General features: G+C 66.5%; 17 protein-coding genes. 13 read left to right on the forward strand and 4 right to left on the reverse strand.

What is annotated here, in order from left to right; all coding sequences use genetic code 11:
* Both ORI27_RS13405 and ORI27_RS13410 read left to right on the forward strand, forming a co-directional pair.
* Nucleotides 1-265: alpha/beta hydrolase-fold protein (locus ORI27_RS13405; protein ID WP_265997355.1), on the forward strand; the 265-nt coding region annotated here is incomplete at its 5' end.
* A 22-nt stretch (nt 266-287) separates the two neighbouring features.
* The gene (locus ORI27_RS13410) at nt 288-1904 is read left to right on the forward strand and encodes an FAD-binding protein (RefSeq protein ID WP_265997356.1); all 1617 of its coding nucleotides are present in this window, start codon (nt 288-290) and stop codon (nt 1902-1904) included.
* Between the two features lie 5 nt (nt 1905-1909).
* Here the strand turns inward: ORI27_RS13410 and ORI27_RS13415 are convergent, their stop codons facing one another.
* The 4 genes from ORI27_RS13415 to ORI27_RS13430 are packed head-to-tail and all read right to left on the reverse strand — an operon-like array spanning nt 1910 to nt 7197.
* Nucleotides 1910-4090, reverse strand: a complete 2181-nt coding sequence (locus ORI27_RS13415; protein WP_265997357.1) for a molybdopterin-containing oxidoreductase family protein — start codon at nt 4088-4090, stop codon at nt 1910-1912.
* Nucleotides 4074-5087, reverse strand: coding sequence for a phosphotransferase (locus tag ORI27_RS13420; protein WP_407666309.1), 1014 nt, complete (start codon nt 5085-5087; stop codon nt 4074-4076). The genes ORI27_RS13415 and ORI27_RS13420 overlap by 17 nt, the downstream gene beginning before the upstream one ends.
* A gap of 53 nt (nt 5088-5140) precedes the next feature.
* Complete coding sequence (locus ORI27_RS13425; protein WP_265997591.1) at nt 5141-5980, reverse strand: mycofactocin-coupled SDR family oxidoreductase; 840 nt, start codon at nt 5978-5980, stop codon at nt 5141-5143.
* Between the two features lie 35 nt (nt 5981-6015).
* Entirely contained in the window at nt 6016-7197 is a 1182-nt protein-coding gene (locus ORI27_RS13430) for a cytochrome P450 (RefSeq protein ID WP_265997359.1), read from the reverse strand.
* A 315-nt stretch (nt 7198-7512) separates the two neighbouring features.
* On the opposite strand from ORI27_RS13430, the gene ORI27_RS13435 reads away from it, so the two are divergent.
* From ORI27_RS13435 to ORI27_RS13485, 11 genes are read left to right on the forward strand one after another with little or no spacing between them, the layout of a single operon-like run.
* A complete protein-coding gene (locus tag ORI27_RS13435) occupies nt 7513-8328 on the forward strand; it encodes an SDR family NAD(P)-dependent oxidoreductase (protein ID WP_265997360.1) in 816 nt (271 codons plus the stop codon).
* A gap of 47 nt (nt 8329-8375) precedes the next feature.
* On the forward strand, nt 8376-9041 hold the full coding sequence (locus tag ORI27_RS13440; RefSeq protein ID WP_265997361.1) for a TetR/AcrR family transcriptional regulator: 666 nt from the start codon (nt 8376-8378) through the stop codon (nt 9039-9041).
* Nucleotides 9042-9048: 7 nt separating this feature from the next.
* Entirely contained in the window at nt 9049-9243 is a 195-nt protein-coding gene (locus ORI27_RS13445) for a ferredoxin (RefSeq protein WP_265997362.1), read from the forward strand.
* Between the two features lie 3 nt (nt 9244-9246).
* Complete coding sequence (locus ORI27_RS13450; protein ID WP_265997363.1) at nt 9247-10488, forward strand: cytochrome P450; 1242 nt, start codon at nt 9247-9249, stop codon at nt 10486-10488.
* Between the two features lie 40 nt (nt 10489-10528).
* The gene (locus ORI27_RS13455; protein WP_265997364.1) at nt 10529-11698 is read left to right on the forward strand and encodes an amidohydrolase family protein; all 1170 of its coding nucleotides are present in this window, start codon (nt 10529-10531) and stop codon (nt 11696-11698) included.
* On the forward strand, nt 11695-12963 hold the full coding sequence (locus ORI27_RS13460; protein WP_265997365.1) for a M24 family metallopeptidase: 1269 nt from the start codon (nt 11695-11697) through the stop codon (nt 12961-12963). Before ORI27_RS13455 ends, ORI27_RS13460 begins: the two co-directional genes overlap by 4 nt.
* Complete coding sequence (locus ORI27_RS13465; RefSeq protein WP_265997366.1) at nt 12953-14101, forward strand: M24 family metallopeptidase; 1149 nt, start codon at nt 12953-12955, stop codon at nt 14099-14101. The genes ORI27_RS13460 and ORI27_RS13465 overlap by 11 nt, the downstream gene beginning before the upstream one ends.
* Complete coding sequence (locus ORI27_RS13470) at nt 14094-15092, forward strand: enoyl-CoA hydratase/isomerase family protein (protein WP_265997367.1); 999 nt, start codon at nt 14094-14096, stop codon at nt 15090-15092. The genes ORI27_RS13465 and ORI27_RS13470 overlap by 8 nt, the downstream gene beginning before the upstream one ends.
* A gap of 4 nt (nt 15093-15096) precedes the next feature.
* The gene (locus ORI27_RS13475; RefSeq protein ID WP_265997368.1) at nt 15097-17496 is read left to right on the forward strand and encodes a CaiB/BaiF CoA transferase family protein; all 2400 of its coding nucleotides are present in this window, start codon (nt 15097-15099) and stop codon (nt 17494-17496) included.
* Between the two features lie 44 nt (nt 17497-17540).
* The gene (locus ORI27_RS13480) at nt 17541-18731 is read left to right on the forward strand and encodes an amidohydrolase family protein (RefSeq protein WP_265997369.1); all 1191 of its coding nucleotides are present in this window, start codon (nt 17541-17543) and stop codon (nt 18729-18731) included.
* Nucleotides 18728-20185: a FadD3 family acyl-CoA ligase gene (locus tag ORI27_RS13485; RefSeq protein WP_265997370.1), complete on the forward strand. Its 1458-nt coding sequence runs from the start codon at nt 18728-18730 to the stop codon at nt 20183-20185. Before ORI27_RS13480 ends, ORI27_RS13485 begins: the two co-directional genes overlap by 4 nt.
* Nucleotides 20186-20225 lie beyond the last annotated feature (40 nt).

Below are 20225 nucleotides of genomic sequence, written 5' to 3' on the forward strand. Positions count from 1 at the left end.
GAATGTGCACGCCCAGTTGCTGGTGGACAACAACACCCGGCTGTGGGTGTTCAGTCCGCAAACCCTGACGTGTGCCGATCCGCCGGCGATGATCGGCTACTGCGATCAGGCCCAGGGCAGCAACCGCACCTTCTACGCGCACTACCGCTCACTGGGCGGCCGCAACGGGCACTTCGACTTCCCGGTCGGCGGGCAGCACGACTGGGGCAACTGGGGACCGCAGCTCGCCGCGATGGCCGACGATGTCGCGGCGGCCATCAGATAGCGCACGAGATGGGAGAGTCGAATTGAGCGAGTCGGGATGGGATTTCGATGTCATCGTGGTCGGGTTCGGTATGGCGGGCGCCTGCGCGGCCATCTCCGCGGCGGAGAGCGGGGCGAAGGTGCTGGTGATCGACCGTGGACTCGGCGGGGGTGCCTCCGCTTTGTCCGGCGGCATCGTCTACGCCGGGGGCGGTACCCCGTACCAGCAGCAGGCCGGTTTCGAAGACAGCCCTGACAACATGTTCGACTACCTGCACCAGGAGGTCGAGGGTGTCGTCGACGACGAGACCCTGCGCCGATTCTGCGACGGCAGCGTCGACCAATTGGCGTGGCTGGAGAAGCATGGCGCCCGCTTCGCCTCCTCGCTGTGTGATTACAAGACGTCATACCCGACCGATCGGCACTACCTCTACTACTCCGGCAACGAGAAGGCATATCCCTACAACCGCAACGCTATTCCCGCACCACGCGGCCACCGTCAGATAGCGCCCGGGATGAGTTCGGGCAGGGTGCTGTGGGAAGCCATGCGCGATGCGGCACTCGCGTCGGGAGTCACGTTTGCGCCCATGACGCGCGCCGAGCGGTTGGAATTCACCGCGGCCGGCGAGATCACCGGAATCTCGTGCCGCACCGTCGGGGATGCCGGATCATGGCACTCCCGCCTGAGCCGGCGACTGACGCGGGCCAGCGTGAAGCTGATCAACTGGGTACCGCCGATCGGACAACTCATCAACCGGCAGGCCGACGCGGTCTGGCGGCGGGCCGCCGAGACACGCAGTTTCACCGCACCGGCAGTGGTTCTGGCCGCCGGCGGGTTCATCTTCAACCGGGATATGGTTCGCCGGCACGCGCCGGCCCATGTGCTGGTATCTCCCCTGGGCACCGCCGGCGACGACGGCTCGGGCATCCTCCTCGGCCTCAGTGCGGGCGGCTCGGCGGAATTCCTCGACCGCGTGACCGCCTGGCGCTTCATCTCACCTCCGTCGGCGATGATCGAAGGTGTCGCGGTGGGGCTCAGCGGTGCGCGGATCGCGAACGAAGATCTGTACGGAGCAACCCACGCCCGGGCCATGATCCGCGATTACAGCGGTAAAGGATTCCTGGTGTTGGACTCACGGATGTGGGATCGCGCGAAGTCGCAATTCTTCTCGCAGACACAACTTTTCCAGCGCGCCATGATGGCACCGGTTTTCGCCGGGGCGCACCGGAAGGCGGATACGCTGGCCGGACTGGCAGCCAAGCTCGGCGTGTCACAGACCGGCCTGTCAGCCACCGTCGACGCCTACAACGCGGCCATCCGTGACGGTCGCGAGGATCCGCTGCACAAGGCGGCCGAGGTGTGCACACCCATCCAGCAGCCGCCCTTTTACGGCATCGACATCTCGCTGAAGCCCTCTCCGCTGGACTTCGTGCCCGGCCTGACCTTGGGCGGATTGACGGTGGATTCCGCCAGCGGCCAGGTTCGACGAGTCGACGGCACGTCGATACCCGGCCTGTACGCGGCGGGCCGCAATGCCGTCGGCGTCTGCTCCAACTCGTATGTCAGCGGGCTTTCGCTGGCCGACTGTGTGTTCTCGGGCAGACGCGCGGGCGAGCACGCGGCCCGTACCCGAGCAGGGACGGCAACCGGCCACGGCTGAACCGGCTAACCCGGACCGATCCGCTCCACACCCACAAACGCAGAACTCAACGCCGGGGTCTGCGACAGCGGATCGATCGGGGAGCCGCCGACGAGCAGATTACGGTTCACGCCGAACGACATCGGCGCCGCCCCGCCGCGGGGGTCGAATACCCGCGAACCCCAGCCGTGGTCGACGATGACCACCCCGGGCCGCGGCCGGTCGTTCACCTCGGCGGCGAGTTCGACCTCACCGACCTCGGAGAACACCCGGACGCGATCGCCATCGGCAATACCGAGCGCCGCCGCGTCGGCGGCGTTGATCACCGCGTGGTTGTCCTTGCCCGACGGATGCAGGCCGTCGATGTCGTTGAGCCAGGAGTTCATCGAATGCCGGCGACGGCTGTTCGCCAGCTGGAAGGGCAGCCCGGCCGGTGGTTGCGGATGCGGCTCGCCCAACAGTTCCAGGGTGCGTGCGACGAACTCCGGTGGGGCGACATGGATCCGCTTGTCGGCGGTGCGTAAAGCCTTTCGCAGCTGCCCGAATTCACGCTGCCCGAACACCCAACCGTGCGGGTGGGCCATGACGGCTCGCCAGCTGATACCGCGGCTGGCCGCGACGAGCATCCGGTCGATCCAGTGCGGACCGAACGCCAGCGACGGCCGTCGCGTGACTCTGGCGATCGCGCGGGTAGCGCTGACGAATCCGTTGACACCCCGAATGCCGAGGAAGGGCCGCTTCATCGCCAGCGTGAGGTCGAGGAAGAACCGCCACTCCTCGCGGGCCTCGCCCGCCGGCTCGACCGCCCGTCGTCCGTACTGGATGTAGGGCTCGTCGTGCAGGCCGCTGGTCAGCGCGAGCAGGTCGTCACGTTCCAGCCAGTGGGCGGCGGGCAACAGCCAATGCGCGTGCCGGTGGCTCTCGCGCTGCAGGAAGTCGATCACCACCAGCAGGTCCAGTTGGCCCAGCGCGGCGTCGAGCCGCGCGCCGTCGGGGCCCGAGACGACGGGGTTGCCCGCGTTGATCACCATGGCCCGGATCTGCCCCCGGCCGGGCGTGGTGATCTCGTCGGGCAATTCGTCGAGGCCGTGATGGCCGGCCACCATCGACCGGCCCTGCAGCCGACTGCGATGGTCCGCGGGCTTGGCCAGCGCCGCCAACTTCAGCGCGTCGACGTAGCCGCGTTCGAAGCGGCGGCCGCCGGGGCGATCCATCCGGCCGGTGATCACGTTGAGGACATGACCCAGCCACTCGCCGATGGTTCCGGCCACATGCAGCGACACCCCGGTCCGGGTGATCACCATCGCGCCCGGGGCGGCGGCGAAATCCCGTGCCAAATTCTCGATTTCGGCCTTCGGAATGTCACACCGCGCGGCCAGGTCGTCGAGGTCGGCCGCCGCGAGCAGGCTGCGCAACGCGGGCACCCCGCGGGCCAGGTCGGCACAGTCGCCCCAGTGCTCGAGGCCCTCGTCGAGAATGACCTTGACCATGCCGAGCAGCAGCGCCCAATCCTGACCGGGACGGATCGCCAGATGTGTGTCGGCCTTCTCGGCGCTCTCGGTGCGGATCGGGTCGACCACCACGATCCTGGCCCCCTGCCGTTGCCGTGCCAGTGCGCGCTTCCACCCACCGGGCACGGTCTCCACCCAATTCCAGGCGCTGACGGCGGGATTGGCGCCGACCAGTAGGAAGAAATCGCAGCTGTCGACATCGGAGACGGGGACGAACAGCTGCGACCCGTACATGGCCTGGGCGACCACGTGCAAGGCGTTCTGGTCCACCGAGCCGACGTAGTAGCGGTTCTGGCTGCCGATGGCGTCGAGCCAGCCGGTCATGAAGAGCAGGTTCGACGACGAGAACCCGGCCGGGTTGCCGGTGTAGGTGGCCACCGCGTCCGGTCCGCCGGCGTCGATGATCGCCGACATCCGCGCCGCGATGTCGGCGATCGCCTCGTCCCACGTTGCCTCGACGTAGGTCTCACCCACCCGGCGCAGCGGCCGGGTGATCCGGCGGGGATGCTCGACGAGCCGGCCGGCGGTGCGGCCCTTGGCGCAGAAATCGGCCCAGCTGTGCGGATTCTGTTTGTCCGCAGAGATTTTCACGACCCGCCCGGACTCGACGGTGACCTCGACACCGCACGAGGCCAGGCAGTACCGGCAGAACGTGTGCACGGTCTGCTGCGGAGCGGGGCTAGGCGATGGCGTCAAGGGCTGCGCGAGTCTCCAATTCCACGAAGGCCGCCGCGTAGCGCTGGGCGAACGCCAGGCAGATCTCCGGGCGTTGCCAGGCGTCGCCGCCGCTGAGGGTGGCGATCCAGATCGCCAGTCCATGAGCCACCGAGGCGCGGTACCGTATCCACACCTCGTCGGCCGACGGCATCTCGTCGGCGGGCAGCGTCAGCGCCGCGCGGTATTCCTCGACGAGCGCGCGTTCGGCGGAACGCCGATCCTCGATCGTCAGCGCGCCTTGCAGGAAGTAGCCCAGGTCCAGTGAGAAGTTGCCACGCCGCACCATCTGCCAGTCCAGAAACCCGACCTCGCCGTCGGGCAGCACATAGGTGTTGCCGATGTGCGGGTCGCCGTGCAGCAGGGTCGGTGCGGTCTTGGTCAGCGTCGTGATGTAGCGGGCCCAGACATCGACGAACAGGTCTGTGCCGGTCATGGCCGGGATCTCGGCGGGCACCGTGTCGCCGAGGCGTTCGTAGGCGATGTCCAGTGGCGCCAGTTCCAGGCCGGCGAACGGGACGAACGGTTCGACCCAGGCCAGCCGCGGGTCGTTCACCAGCTGATCACCCCAGAACTGGCTGTGCATCCGGGCCAGCCCGCGCACGCCGCTGGCGGCCTGATCCACCGTCAGCGGTCGTGTCGAATCACGCGGGTCGGCCCCCAGGGCCGAGACGTCCTCCATGACCATCAGGAAGTTCGACGCGGACTCGTCGTAGACCGCCGCGTACACCCGCGGATGGGCAAGGGGCAGAGTCACTCCCGAGGAGAACAGTCGCGGCTCGTGGTAAAGCCCGCTGGTGAGTGCCACCAACTCGGCGTGGGCCGGGTCGACTGCCTTGGCGAACACCGTGTCCGGCCCGGTACCCGCCGCGTAGGACAGCCGCAAGCGGGCCCGCCGGTTGGTCCCGTCGTCCCGCAGTGCCACCTCGACGGCGCCGACTTCGGCATCCGGGAAGTGCGAGCCGAGCGCGGCGGTCATCCACTCGGGGGTGATCTCGTCCCACTCGCTGGGGACGGTGAGATCGGGCACGGTCACTTCAAGCAGCTGCCGCCGTCGACGGGCAGCGTGACACCGGTGATGAAGCGGGCCTCGTCGGAGGCCAGGAACAGCACCGCGTTGGCGATGTCCTCGGGTTCGACCCAGCCGATCGGCAGCGTGTGCATCAGCTGCCCGACGACCTTCATGTCCTCCGGACCCGGGTTCTCCAGATCGGGGCGGAACAGCTTCATCGTGCCCTCATTCATGAACAGCGGGGTGTTCACGTTCGTCGGGTGCACCGAGTTGACCCGGATGTTCTGCGCGCCCAGTTCGACGGCGAACGTGCGCATCAGGCCCACCACGCCGTGCTTGGCGGCCACGTAGTGGCCGGTGTGCGGGTAGGCCTTGAGCCCACCGACGGAGCTGGTCAGGATGATCGACCCGCCGCGGCCGCCTTCGAGGATGTGCGGCACGCCGGCCTTCACCGTCTTCCACACCCCGGCGAGGTTGATGTCGATCATCGCCGTCCAGTCGGTCTCGCTGGTCTTGTCCAGCGTCTCCCCGCCGTTGCCGATACCGGCGTTCGCGACGATGACGTCGAGCCGGCCGAATTCCTCGACACCGGAGTCGACGGCGCTCTTGAGCGCGTCGTAGTCACGGACGTCGACCTCGGCGGTGAAGATGCGTCCGCCGGCGTTCTTGACCAGATCAGCGGTCTCGGCCAGATCCTCTGGGGTGGACGCGGCGATGAGGTCGACCGTGTCGATCTTCTTGCAGATGTCGACCGCGATGATGTCGGCGCCCTCCTGCGCCAGCCGGACCGCGTGGGCGCGTCCCTGCCCGCGTGCCGCGCCGGTGATGAATGCGACCTTGCCTTCTACCCGTCCTGCCATGGTGTCTTCAATCCTCGTGTCGTGGTTGGTGGAGGTCATTCAACGATCGTCGGCATGGCGTCCCAGCCGCGGACCGCAGTGGTTTGGGACTTGACCGCGTTCGGCCAGTCGACGTCCCAGGTGGGGAAGCGCTTGAGGATCTCCTCGAGGGCGATGCGACCCTCCATCCGGGCCAGCGCGTTGCCCATGCAGAAATGGGTGCCCGCCCCGAACGTCATGTGCGACTTCAATTCCCGGTGAATGTCGAACACGTCACCGTTGGGAGCGAACCGGCGATGGTCCCGGTTTGCCGAACCGACGAGCATCAGCATCGCCGAACCCTCGGGCACGGTCTGCCCGTAGTACTCGACGTCGCGGGCGACGTAGCGGGCGATCTGCAATGCCGGCGGCTCCCAGCGCAGGATCTCCTCGATCGCCTGGGGGATCAGGGCCGGATTCGCGGCCAGCTCGCGACGCTGGTCCGGGTACTCGGCCAGCGTCTTGCCGGCCCAGCCGATCAGCCGGGTGGTGGTCTCGGACCCGGCGGTCGCGATCACCGTCAAGTACAGCAGAAGTTCCTCGCGATGCAGCCGCCGCACCGTACCGGTCTCGTCGGTGAACTCGGCGTTGAGCAGATCGGTCATGATGTCGTCGGACGGGTGGTCGCGCCGGTAGTCGATGAATTCGGCGAATACCTCACCGGTGGCCAGCAGGTCGACCTTCTCCGACTGCAGTGTCGCCTCACCGTGATCGGTGATCTGGCGCTGGCGATCTTCGGGAATGCCCAGCAACATGCCGATCACCCGCATCGGCATCTGCTCGCCGAGATCGTTGACGAAGTCGAACCGGCCGGTGCCGACCAACGGATCCAGGCAGCGGGTGGTGAACTCGCGGATCTGCGGCTCCAGTGCGGCCACCTTGCGCGGGGTGAACACCCGCGAGAGCAGATTGCGGTGGATGTTATGGATCGGTGGATCCTCGAAAATCAGTGTCCCGGTCGGGATTTCCATCCCGGACTTGATGATCTCCAGCAACGCGCCCCGACCGGAAATGAAGGTCTCGTGGTCGATGACGGCCTTGTTGACGTCGTCGAACCGGCTCAGCGCATAGAAGTCGAGGTCCGGGTTGTAGTAGAGGGGCGCTTCCTCGCGGAGCCGCGCAAACATCGGAAACGGGTTGATGTTTTGGTCGACGTCGTACGGATCGTAATGAAGATCCCTGTCGGCACTGACTGTCACCGGGTGTCCCTTCCGTGGGCTAGGTGGAGCAACTGTTGCAGTTCGGTTCAAAACGTGTCAATGCCATGTGCGGATTGCGTGAGGTTTGCTGGCGAAGTGAGAGAACATGGTTCTCTTCCTGCTCGCTTAGCCGCACTAATGGGTTTGTCGCCCACTTCCAGGCGGTAACTGTCGACACGTCCACTCGCACTTTTGCGCGATAGCGACAGCCTCGGCGAGATCGCATTTAAATCAACCGCTTGACTTGCGTCGGACGAACCGAGTTGACTGCGTACGCCGCCGGACCGGCGTGCGGAGGAGAGGGATTGGGCCGTCATGGGCAACGAAATGGCAGGCAAGGTCGCCGTCGTCACCGGCGGGGCATCCGGACTCGGGGCGGGCATCGTCGAGCGGTTCCTGGCAGAGGGTGCAAGCGTCGCGTTCGGCGACATCGACGTCGAACAGGGTCAGGCGCTGGCCGACCGGCACGGCGCCAAGGCGCTGTTCCTGCCGACCGACGTCGCGGTGACCGAACAGATCACCAGCCTGATCGACGCTGCCGTTGAGCGATTCGGCGAGCTCGACGTGATGGTCAACAATGCCGGGGTCTCGGGGAAGATGCACCGCAGTTTCCTCGACGACGACCTTGGTGATTTCGAGCGTGTCATGGTGGTCAACCTGAAGGCCGTGATGGCGGGCACCCGCGACGCCGCCCGGCACATGAAGGCGACCGGCGGGGGCTCGATCATCAACCTGACCTCGATCGGCGGAATCCAGGCCGGTGGCGGGGTGATGTCTTATCGCGCGTCGAAGGCCGCGGTGATCCACTTCACCAAGTGCGCGGCCATCGAACTGGCGAACTACGAGATCCGGGTGAACTGTCTGGCACCCGGCCACATCCGAACCGCCATCGTGTCGAAGTCGGCACACGGGATGGACGCCGAGCAGGTGGCGAAGTTCGAGGCGGGCATCCGGGCGACCATGCGGGCCGACCGGCCCCTGGAGCGGGAGGGGACCGCGGCCGACGTCGCCGAGGCGATCCTGTTCTTCGCCGGCGATCGCTCGCCGTACGTCACCGGGACGGTGCTGCCGGTGGACGGCGGAACCGCGGCGGGCAAGCCGTTGCCGAAGAAGAAACCCAAGGATTCTTAAATCAGTCGCTTGACTTAATGATGATCACGGCGTTGACTCAACACACGATGACCACTGCGACCACCCCTTCCAGGAGCACCCGCACCGACCGGGCCAGCCTGACCCGTGAGGCGATCCTCACCGCCGCCGAACGCCTCTTCGCTGAGCACGGTGTGTTCGCGGTGTCCAACCGTCAGGTCAGCGAGGCCGCCGGGCAGGGCAACAACGCCGCCGTCGGCTATCACTTCGGCACCAAGACCGATCTCGTCCGCGCGATCGAGCACAAGCACGCCATCCCGGTGGAGAAGCTGCGCGAGCAACGCGTCGCCGCGATGACGGACGGCTCCGAACTCCGCGAGTGGGTCGAGTGTTTGGTGCTACCGCTGACCGATCACCTGACCGCCCTGGGCAACCCCACCTGGTACGCCCGGTTCGCCGCGCAGGTGATGGCCGACCCGGCCTACCAGCGGACCGTCAGTCGCGACGCGCTCACCTTGCCGACGCTGGTCACCGTGCTCGAGGGCGTCAATCGCTGCCTGCCCGATCTGCCGGCCCACGTCCGCGCGGAACGCAAGATCATGGGGCGCAACCTGCTGATCCACACCTGCGCGGAATACGAGCGGGCCCTCGCCGAGGGCACGTCGTTGCCCTTAACCAGTTGGCGGACAGCCGCTTCCGGGCTCATCGACGGGATCGTCGGGCTGTGGCTGGCGCCCGTGACACGACAAGGTTAGGTCCACCATGAAGGTCACCGTCGACCAGGACAAGTGCGTGTCCTCCGGTCAATGCGTACTCAACTCCGCCGAGGTTTTCGATCAGCGCGACGAGGACGGCGTTGTCGTCCTGCTCACCACCAACCCCCCGGCCGACGAGGCCGACAACGTGCGCCGGGCCGCCGCGGCCTGTCCCGCGCAGGCCATCTACGTCGAGGAGTAATGCATGTCGGACACTTTGACCACTGACGCCACCGAGGCGGCCGGGGCCGTTCCGGACTATCCGATGGCGCGCGCGGCGAGCTGTCCGTTCGCCCCGCCGCCCGAGTTGCTCAAGATGAACGAGACCAAGCCGCTATCGCGGGTGCGGATCTGGAACGGCAGCACCCCGTGGCTGGTGACCGGCTACGAAGCGGCCCGCTCGCTGTTCGCCGATCCGCGGATCAGCGTCGACGACCGCAAGAGCGGATTCCCGCACTGGAACGAGCACATGCTGTCCACGGTCGACAAGCGGCCCCGCTCGGTGTTCACGTCCGATGCCGAGGAGCACACCCGGTTCCGGCGGATGCTGTCCAAGCCGTTCACCTTCCGCCGGGTGGAGACGTTGCGCGGGGTCATCCAGCAGGTGACCGACGAGTGCATCGACGAGATCCTCGCCGGGCCGCAGCCCGCCGACCTGGTCGCCAAGCTCGCCCTGCCGGTGCCGACGCGAGTCATCAGTGACATGCTCGGCGTGCCCTATGAGGACCACGAGTTCTTCCAGGAGCACGCCAACGCCGGGCTGGCCCGCTACGCCGCGGCCGACGCCATGCAAAAGGGCGCGATGTCGCTGCACCAGTACCTGATCGACCTGGTGAAGAAGAAGCAGGAAGAGCCCGCCGAGGACGCCATCTCCGACCTCGCCGAACGCGTCACCGCCGGCGAGATCGACGTCAAGGAGGCCGCGCAGCTGGGCACCGGCCTGCTGATCGCCGGGCACGAGACCACCGCCAACATGATCGGGCTCGGTCTGCTGGCGTTGTTGCAGAACCCCGAACAGGCCGCGCTGCTGCGTGATTCCGATGACCCCAAGTTCATCGCGAACGCCGTCGAGGAGTTGATGCGTTACCTGTCGATCATCCAGACCGGTCAGCGCCGGGTGGCCCTCGAGGACATCGAGATCGGCGGTGAGACCATCAAGGCCGGCGAGGGCGTGATCCTGGATCTGGCCCCGGCCAACTGGGATCCCGCCATGTACCCCGACCCCGACAAGCTGGACCTGACCCGTGACGCCAGCCAGCAGCTGGGATTCGGCTACGGCCGGCACCAATGCGTCGGCCAGCAGCTGGCCCGTGCCGAGATGCAGATCGTGTTCCCCACCGTTCTGCGCCGCATGCCCGACATGAAGTTGGCGATCCCGTTCGACGAGGTGCCGTTCGCGGAAGACCACCTCGCCTACGGAGTCTACGAAGTCCCCGTTACCTGGTAGCCACCCGAACGACATCCCTCAGCCCTGATTGGAGACCAGAATGACCAGTGCAACAGCCACGCTGTATCCGCCCGAAGGTTTCGGTGCGCCCAAGAACCGCCACGGCCATTCCACCGGCGGGGTCGTCGGCCTTCCGGCCGGGACCGAGATCTTCTCGGCCGACAACCACATCTCGGTGGCCGACGACATCTTCTACGAGCGCTTCCCCGAGGAACTCAAGGGTGCTGCCCCGCGCATCTGGTACGAGGACGGCGCCTACATGGTCGGCATGAAGGGCAAGGCCTGGACCGGCGGTGACTTCGGTCGGGTGCTCATGCAGTATGACGACCTCGCCGGCGCGGCGTCGAACAACATCGAGGCCCGCATCCGCGAGCTCAAAGAGGACGGCATCGACAAGGAACTCGCGTTTCCGAATGCCGTACTCGCCTTGTTTCATTACCCCGACAAAGCGCTGCGGGAGCGGGTGTTCCGGATCTACAACGAGCACATCGCCGATCTGCAGGAGCGCTCCAACGGTCACTTCTACGGCGTCGGGCTGATCAACTGGTGGGACCCGAAGGGCACGCGCAGCACCCTGGAGGAGCTCAAGTCGCTGGGACTCAAGACGTTCCTGCTGCCGCTGAACCCGGGCAAGGACGACGACGGCAATATCTACGATTACGGCAGCACCGATATGGACGCGGTCTGGGACGAGATCGAGGCGGCCGGCCTGCCGGTCAGCCACCACATCGGCGAGACCCCGCCGAAGACTCCGTGCCAGAACAACAGCGTGGTGGTCGGCATGATGGTCAACGTCGACTCGTTCCGCGAGCAGTTCGCCAAGTACGTGTTCTCGGGCATCATCGACCGGCATCCCACCCTGAAGATCGGCTGGTTCGAGGGAGGCATCGCCTGGGTTCCCACCGCGTTGCAGGACGCCGAGCACATGCTGGCCTCTTATCGGCACATGTTCAACCACGAGCTACAGCACCCGGTGCGTGACTACTGGTCCAAGCACATGACCGCGTCATTCATGGTCGACCCGCTGGGTCTGCAGCTGATCGAACAGATCGGCGTCGACAACGTGATGTGGTCGTCGGACTATCCGCACAACGAGAGCACATTCGGCTACTCGGAGAAGTCCTTGGCATCCGTGGTGGAGACGGTGGGTCCAGAGGCTGCCGTGAAGATCGTCAGCACCAACGTGCAGAAGTTCCTGGGGACCTTGTGACAACGTCTACCCATTCCGGCGTCACCCAGATCGCCCGGACCGGGTGTAGCTGGCTGGACATCCCGGCCGAGCCGGACTTCGCGCGGATGCGCAGCGAAGTCGGTGCGCGTCTGCATGCCGCGATGGCCGATCAGGGCGTGGACGCACTGGTGTTACTGGGCAACGGCAACGTCATCTACGCCACCGGTATCAGCTGGCCGCTGGCGGACGCCGGGTTGTCGCATGTCGAGCGGCCGGTGGCGGTGATCCTGGCTGACGACGAGCACCCGCACCTGTTCCTGCCGTTCCGTGAGGGCGCGGCGATGGAGTCCGGGCTACCCGATGACCATCTGCATGGGCCGGTCTACCTCGAATTCTCCGAAGGTGTAGCGGAATTCGCGAAGATCCTGGCCGGACTGGTCCCGGCGGGTGCGACGGTCGCGACCGACGAGTTGACCGGGGCGATGCGGCGCGCCGGCAGTGCGCTGTTCCCCAGCGCGCCGGTGGACGCCGGCCCGGTGATCGGTGCGGCTAAACTCGTCAAGACGATCGACCAGATCGCCTGCCTTCGGCGAGCTTCCCAGATCACCGAACTGGCTGTCGCCGAGATTGCGAAGTCGCTGGCGCCCGGCGTCCGTCAGATCGATCTGTCGGCCGAATTCGTGCGTCGCACTTTCGAACTCGGCGCGACCACCAACATGTTCGACTCGATCTGGCAGGTCATGCCCACGTCGAAGGCGCAGGGAACCTGGACCACTACCGGCGATCTCGCCTTGCCTTTGTTGACGACCGAGCGCGAGCTGGCACAAGGCGACGTGTTGTGGACCGACGTGTCCATCTCCTACCACGGCTACTGCTCCGACCACGGGCGCACCTGGATCGTGGGTCAGGAACCGACACAGGCGCAGCAGCACCAGTTCGAGAAATGGAGCCGGATCGTCGACGGGGTGCTGTCGGTGACCAAGGCCGGCGCCACTTGTGGTGACCTCGGACGCGCGGCGATCGCCGCCGCCGGCGGGGAGAAGCCGTGGCTGCCGCACTTCTACCTGGGTCACGGGATCGGCACGAGCGCAGCCGAAATGCCGATGATCGGAACGGATCTCGGCCAGGAATGGGACGACAACTTCGTCTTTCCGCCCGGCATGTTGTTGGTGTTCGAGCCGGTGGTATGGGAGGACGGTACCGGCGGCTATCGCGGCGAGGAGATCGTGGTGGTCACCGAAGGTGGCTGGATGCCGCTGACGGCCTATCCGTACGACCCCTATGAGGTGCCCAATGGGAATTGAGATCGAGGCCGATGCCAGGGCTCTGCGTGTCAGCCGTCGCGAGCGGGCCCTGGCCCAGATGGAGGCCCACGACCTCGACGTGCTGGTGCTCGGCCGTCAGGCCAACGTCCGCTATGTTTCCGGTGCCCCCCAGCTATGGGTGGTGGGCACTCGCCCATTCGGGCCGATCTGCGAATTCGTGCGCGCTACTGGCGAGATCCATCTCAACAGCACGTGGGATGAGGGCATTCCCGAGGAGATCCCGCACGAGAATCTCTACGGGTTCGCATGGAACCCGATGACACTGGTCGAGATCCTGAAGAGCATCAAGGGTGCCGATACCGCGCGGCGAGTCGGTACCGATGCCCTGACACCGACTTTCGCCAAACTGTTACCGATGGCGTTCCCGAACGCGGAGTTGGTGGACGCCGAGCAGGCCATGCAGGCTGCCCGCCGGATCAAGACTCCCGAGGAGGTGCAGGCGTTGCGTCACGCGTTGGCGATCGCCGAGGAGGGCCTGGCCGCGGGTGTCGCCGCGCTCGGTCCGGGGACGACGGAGAAGGCGATCACCGCTGTCGTGTTGGAGGCGGAGGCCGCCGGTGGGGTGAGTACCCCGGCAACCCAGGAGGCCGCCTGGGTGACGTCCAAGGAGCATCCGTGGCGCCGCGCCGAGGGCGGTGGTGTGATACGCGAGGGTGACCTGGTGGTGTTGTCGGCCGGGGTGCTGGCCGACGGATATGTCGCCGAGGTGGCCCGCACGCTTTACGTCGGTGAGCCGACCGATGCCGTGCGCGGACTGTACCGGCGCCGAGATGCCCTGTGGGACAGGCTGGTCGAGGCATGCCGACCCGGCGTGGCGACGAGCGCGTTGTTGGACGCCTACGCCCACGCCGGTGAGCGGCTGCCGGTCATGCCGGTGGCGCACGGCCTCGGTCTGGGCTTCGATCCGCCGGTCGTCTCTCCCCAGTTGCGGGCGACCGCCGAGGCTGAACTGCTGGAGGCGGGAATGGTGCTCGCCGTCACCGCCCACGTCTGGGAGGAGTCGGTCGGTTCGGTGATCACCCGCGATGCCGTGCTGATCACCGCCGACGGATGTGAGGTACTGACGTCTAGCCCGGCGTTGAGCGCCGCGGCGAGCGCCAGCCCGGTCCATGGCTGAGGCGAAGCGCCCGTCGGCTGAGGAGATCATCCGCTACGAGAAGAACCCGAAGACCAAGATCGCGACGATCACCTTCGACCGGCCCGAGTTTCTCAACGCGCCGACTGCGGCGGCACGCCTGCGCTATTCGGACCTGCTCTACCAGGCCGGAGTGGACGACCAGGTGAAGGTTCTGGTCATCCGCGGTGCCGGCGAAGACCTTGGCAGTGGTGCCGACCTTCCCGAGTTCATGGAGTTGCAGAACGACGAGGACGACGGACCCCGGCTGTCGGAGTTCCGGATCGCGCCCGGCGAGGTGAAATACCCACCCAAGGGGTCTTTTCGGCGCGGCGCCACCGTCGGTGCCTGGTATGCCAGCCCGCACTCGGGCATCCGCACCCTGCAGGACTTCAAGAAGATCTCGATCCTCGAGGTCAAAGGGTACTGCTACGGTTGGCACTTCTACCAGGCCGCCGACGCGGACCTGGTGATCTCCTCCGATGACGCGCTGTTCGGCCATCCGTCGTTCCGCTACTACGGTTGGGGCCCCCGAATGTGGTGGTGGACCCAGATGATGGGAATCCGAAAGTTCCAGGAGATGGTCTACACCGGACGGCCGTTCACCGCCGACGAGATGTACGAGTGCAACTTCCTCAACAGCGTGGTGCCGCGCGACGAGCTCGAGGACGAGGTGCAGCGGTACGCGCTCGCGTGTGCCCGAAACCGGCCCACCGATACCGTCTTTCAGCAGAAGATGTTCTTTGAGGTGTTCAAGCAGTTCCAAGGCGAGTACCTGGGGAGCCTGCTGGGCAGCACCTTCGAGTCACTCGGCGGCACCGCTGCCCACGACGAGGACGAGTTCGACATGCACTCCGCCCTCGATGAGGGACTCTCCGGCGCCGTCAAGGACAACGACAGCAAGTTCCCGCCGGAGTGGCGGCTGTCGAAGGCCGGCCGCAAGAACGCCAAGACCAAGACCAAGACCACGACCAAATCCAAGAAGAAGAAGTAGCGCCATGGCCGACTCGCCGCTGACCGGTTTCGTCGTGGTCGACTTGTCGACCGGGATTCCCGGCGGTTACTGCACCAAGCTCCTGTCCGACGGCGGGGCCGAGGTCATCAAAGTCGAGGCACCCGAGGGGGATCCACTGCGGCAATGGTCGGCGTCGGGCACGCCGATCGGTCCGGGGGAGGACGGGGCGTTGTTCGGCTTCCTCGCCGGCGGCAAGCAGAGCGTGGTGGCCGACCCGGGTGTCGCCGATGATCTGGCGTTCGTACACGACCTGCTGGCTTCGGCGGACGCGGTGGTGTGGTCACCGGGTTCACCAGTGGCCGACGATCCGACCCTGGCGCCGGTGGCCTTGCAGGCCGCGCACCCACACCTGATTGTCACCGCGATCACCCCATTCGGCCTGCAGGGGCCGTGGAGTGACCGCCCGGCAACGGAATTCACGCTGCAGGCCTGGTCGGGCGGGATCGTCGGCCTGGGCCGGGGCGCACCGGATCGCGCTCCGGTATATGTCGGCGGCCGGGTCGGTGACTACCTGTCCGGGGCATATGCCAGCGCGGCGATCATGGCCTCCCGGATGCGTGTGCTCGGCGGTGGTGGCGGTGAGCTCATCGACCTGTCGATGCTGGAAAGCCACGTCATGGGCCTGACCTACTACCCGGTGACGTATTACGAGATGTTGGGCCGGCCCTGGCGCGATGCGCGCAAGCTGACCGTACCCGGTATCGCGCGGGCCAAAGACGGTCTGGTCGATGTCGGGTGCGGCACTGCCCAGCAGTGGTTCGACCTGTGCGCGATGACCGGACACGAGGACTGGATCGTCGAGGACTCGGCGCTGACGATCACCGAGCAGGCCAACGAGAAATCCGGCGAGCTCTACGCCTGGATGGCCGAGCGCACCGGTGACGAGATCCGCGATCTCGCGACGGCCTTCCGCATCCCCAACGCCCCGGTGGCGACCCCGGACACCGTCGAGTCGCTGGAACACTTCATTGCGCGCGGATCGTTCGTCACCCATCCCGCCGGCTTTCGCCAGCCGGCCCATCCGTACCGGATCACCGGTGTCGAGTTGCGCCCGCCGTCGGCGGCGCCGCGGCTCGGTGAGCACACCGACCGGCAGCGCAACGCCACCCGAACTCCGCGGCAGGCCGGTACCGCTGCAGACCGACTGCCGCTGAGCGGAATTCGAGTTATCGACCTCACGACGTTCTGGGCCGGGCCGTCGTGCACCCATCTGATGGCCTTGCTCGGTGCCGAGGTGATCCATGTCGAGTCCGCCCGTCGCCCCGACGGCACCCGAATGATCGCCGGCGTCCCGGCCACCGAAGATCAGTGGTGGGAGAAGCAGCCGATCTTCGCCGCGCTGAACACCAGCAAGAAGGACATCACGCTCGACCTGGGTACCGAACGGGGCCGAGAACTGTTGGGCCGGCTCATCGCCACTGCCGACGTGGTCGCCGAGAACTTCACGCCCAGGGTGCTCGAACATCTCGGCTTGGATTATCCTGCCGTGCAACAGATCCGGCCCGACGTCGTCATGCTGCGAATGCCGGGCTTCGGGCTGGACGGGCCATGGCGGGACAACCCGGCTTTCGCGTATGTCATCGAAGCGGCGGCCGGCATCAGCTGGCTCACCGGTTACCCGGACCGAAATCCCTACGAACCGTACTCTGTTGGCGATCCCAACGCCGGACTCCACGCGATCAACGCGGTGCTGCTCGCGCTCGAGCACCGTAGGCGCACCGGCGAGGGGGTGCTCGTGGAGGCGGCGATGGTGGATGCCGCGCTCAACATCGCCGCCGAGCAGATCGTCGAATACAGCGCCAACGGGGCGGTGTTGCAGCGTGCGGGTAACCGGGGGCCCGCGGCCTCGCCGCAGAATCTCTACCAGACCAACGAGATCGACGAGTTCGGCCGGGAGGACTCCTGGGTCGCGATCGCGGTTGCCAGCGATGAGCAGTGGCGATCACTGTGCGAGGTACTGGGCGATCCGGACTGGGCCGCCGATCCGGACCTGGCCACGGCCCGCGGTCGGCGCGAGCGGGAGGACTTCATCGACGAGTTCGTCGGTGCCTGGTGCCGCGAGCGCACCGGCGACGAGATCGTCGCGGCCCTGTGGCCGGCGGGGGTCCCGGTGGCCAAGGTGATGCAACCGCACCGGCAGCCCGAGCTCGAACAGCTCACCGCGCGCGGCTTCTTCGAGGTGCTCGACCATCCGGTCAACGCGCCGGCGAGGTTCACCACCATGCCGTTCCGGGGATCCCGCGGCCCGCGACCGGTGCACGCCTGGCCGGCGCCGCTGCTCGGCGAGCACAACCACGAGTTGTTAACCGAACTCGGCCTGTCCGAGCAGGCCATCGCGATACTCGAGACCGAGGGGGTCATCGGCTCCGGGTATTGCGGTTAGTCCATAATGAGAATATCGTTCTCACGACTGAAGTAGGAGGAAGAATGGGTCAACTTTCCCACCGGGTGGACGTCCCGTTTCCGATTTTCGATGCGGACAACCACCTCTACGAGCCGCCGGAAGCGCTGACCAAGTTCCTGCCCAAGGAGTACAAGGACTACGTCCAGTACGTGCAGGTGAACGGGCGCACCAAGATCGCGCTGCGCGGCCAGATCAGCAACTACATCCCCAACCCGACTTTCGAGGTCGTCGCCCGGCCGGGCGCCTGGGAGGAGTACTTCAAGTACGGTAACCCGGAGGGCAAGACCAAGCGCGAGCTGTTCGGTGAGCCGATGCGCGCGATCCCGGCCTTCTTCGAGCCGGCTCCTCGCCTCGAGGTGATGAACGAGTTGGGTCTGGACAAGACCCTGATGTTCCCGACACTGGCCAGCCTCATCGAGGAGCGGCTGCGCGACGATCCGGTCGCCATCCACGTCCTGGTGCACTCGCTGAACCAGTGGCTCGACGAAGTCTGGGGCTTCAACTACCAGAACCGGATTTTCACCACCCCGGTGATCACCCTGCCGATCGTGGAGAAGGCGATCGAGGAGTTGGAGTGGGTGGTCAAGCGCGGCGCTCGCTGCATCCTGGTCCGCCCGGCCCCGGTCCCCGGATTCCGCGGTCCGCGGTCGTTCGCACTGCCTGAGTTCGATCCGTTCTGGGAGCGGGTCGTCGAGTACGACCTGCTGGTCGGCATGCACTCGTCCGACAGCGGTTACTCCCGGTACACCTCCGAGTGGGACGGTGCCGATCAGGAAATGCTGCCCTTCCAGACCAATGCGATGGGCATCCTCAACGAATGGCGGCCGATCCAGGACTCGGTGGGGTCGTGGGTGATTCACGGTGCCCTGTACCGCCATCCGAAGCTGAAGGTGGCGATCGTCGAGGCCGGCTCGAAGTGGATGACGCCGCTGCTGGACGGCCTCGCCGAGGTCTTCCGCAAGGCCCCGGAGGCCTTCCCGAGCGACCCGGTCGAGATGGTCAAGAGCCGGATCCACGTCAGTCCGTTCTTCGAGGACGGCATCGACGATCTGGTCAACCTCGTCGGCGTGGATCAGGTGTTGTACGGCTCGGACTGGCCGCACCCCGAGGGGCTGGCGGAGCCGACCTACTATGTCGAGGCGCTGCAGCACCTGCCGGCCGAGGATCAGGCAAAGATCATGGGCGGCAACCTGTCCCGACTCGTCACGGTGTGACGGCTCGGACGCAATTGAGCAATACCTGGCAGACCATCCCCGAGATGGTCGCCAGCGCGGCGGACCGGTTCGGCGACTCGGAAGCAGTCGTCGACGGTCCGCTGCGCCTGTCCTTCGCCGAAGTCGCGCACCGGGTGCGGTGCGCGGCGGGCGCGTTCGCCGACCTCGGTGTCGACAAGGGTGACCGCGTCGCGATCTGGGCGCCCAACTCCGCGCACTGGATGATCGCGGCGTTCGGGGTGCTCACCGCCGGGGGCATCGTCGTCCCGGTCAGCACGCGGTACAAACAGGCCGAGGCGGCCGACATCATCACCCGAAGCGGCGCCAAGGCGGTCCTGATCGAGAAGGGTTTCCTGGGGCAGGATTTCGTGACCCCGCCCGGTGTGCCCACGATCGATCTGAAGTCCGGGTTCCTGGAGGCCGGCCGTCCGTTCGAACGTGCGGTCAGCGGGACCGACATCGCCGACATCATCTACACCTCGGGGACCACCGGCCGGCCCAAGGGCGTGATGATGAACCATCAGCAGAACCTGCGGATGTACGCCGAGTGGTGCGATCTCGCCGACCTGCGCCGCGGCGACCGCTACCTGATCGTCAACCCGTTCTTCCACACGTTCGGCTACAAGGCCGGCTGCATCGCCTCGTTCATCCGCGGCGCCACGATGGTGCCGGTGCCGGTGTTCGATGTCGACCGCGTCGTCGAGTTGATCGCCGCCGAGCGGATCACGATGCTGCCGGGCCCGCCTACGCTGTACCACTCACTGCTGGCAGTACCGGACAAGAGCAAGTTGGCCACCCTGCGGGCCGGCGTGACCGGTGCCGCCGACATCCCCGTCGAACTCATCCGCCGGGTGCACGACGAGCTCCCGTTCCAGACGCTGGCCACCGGCTATGGCCTCACCGAGGCCGGGACGGCGACACTGTCGCGTCCGGGTGACTCCGCCGAGGACGTCGCCACCACGGCCGGCTTGCCCTGCGACGGGGTCGAGGTGCGTATCGCCGACGACGGCGAGGTGCTGGTGCGCGGCTACAGCGTGATGCAGGGCTATTTCGACGACCCGGCCGGCACCGCCGAGGCGATCGATGCCGACGGCTGGCTGCACACCGGTGACCTGGGCAGTTTCACCGAATCCGGCCGACTCAAGATCGTCGGACGTAAGAAGGACATGTTCATCGTCGGCGGGTTCAACGCCTACCCGGCCGAGATCGAGGGCTTTCTGATGGAGCATCCGGCCGTCGCCCAGGCCGCCGTGATCGGAGTGCCCGACGACCGGCTCGGCCAGGTGGGCAAGGCGTTCGTGGTGCGCAAGGCGGCCACGAATGTCGAGGCCGAAGAACTGATCAGCTGGAGCAAAGACCGAATGGCCGGGTTCAAGGTGCCGAGGACGGTCGTGTTCGTCGACGCGCTGCCGCTCAACGCGACGGGCAAGGTGATGAAGGACCAGCTGCACTGAATTGCCGGAAATATCATTTCCGCACTATGGAGGCGGGATT

It is taken from the genome of Mycobacterium pinniadriaticum (genome assembly GCF_026242045.1).
GTDB classification, from domain to species: Bacteria; Actinomycetota; Actinomycetes; order Mycobacteriales; family Mycobacteriaceae; genus Mycobacterium; species Mycobacterium pinniadriaticum.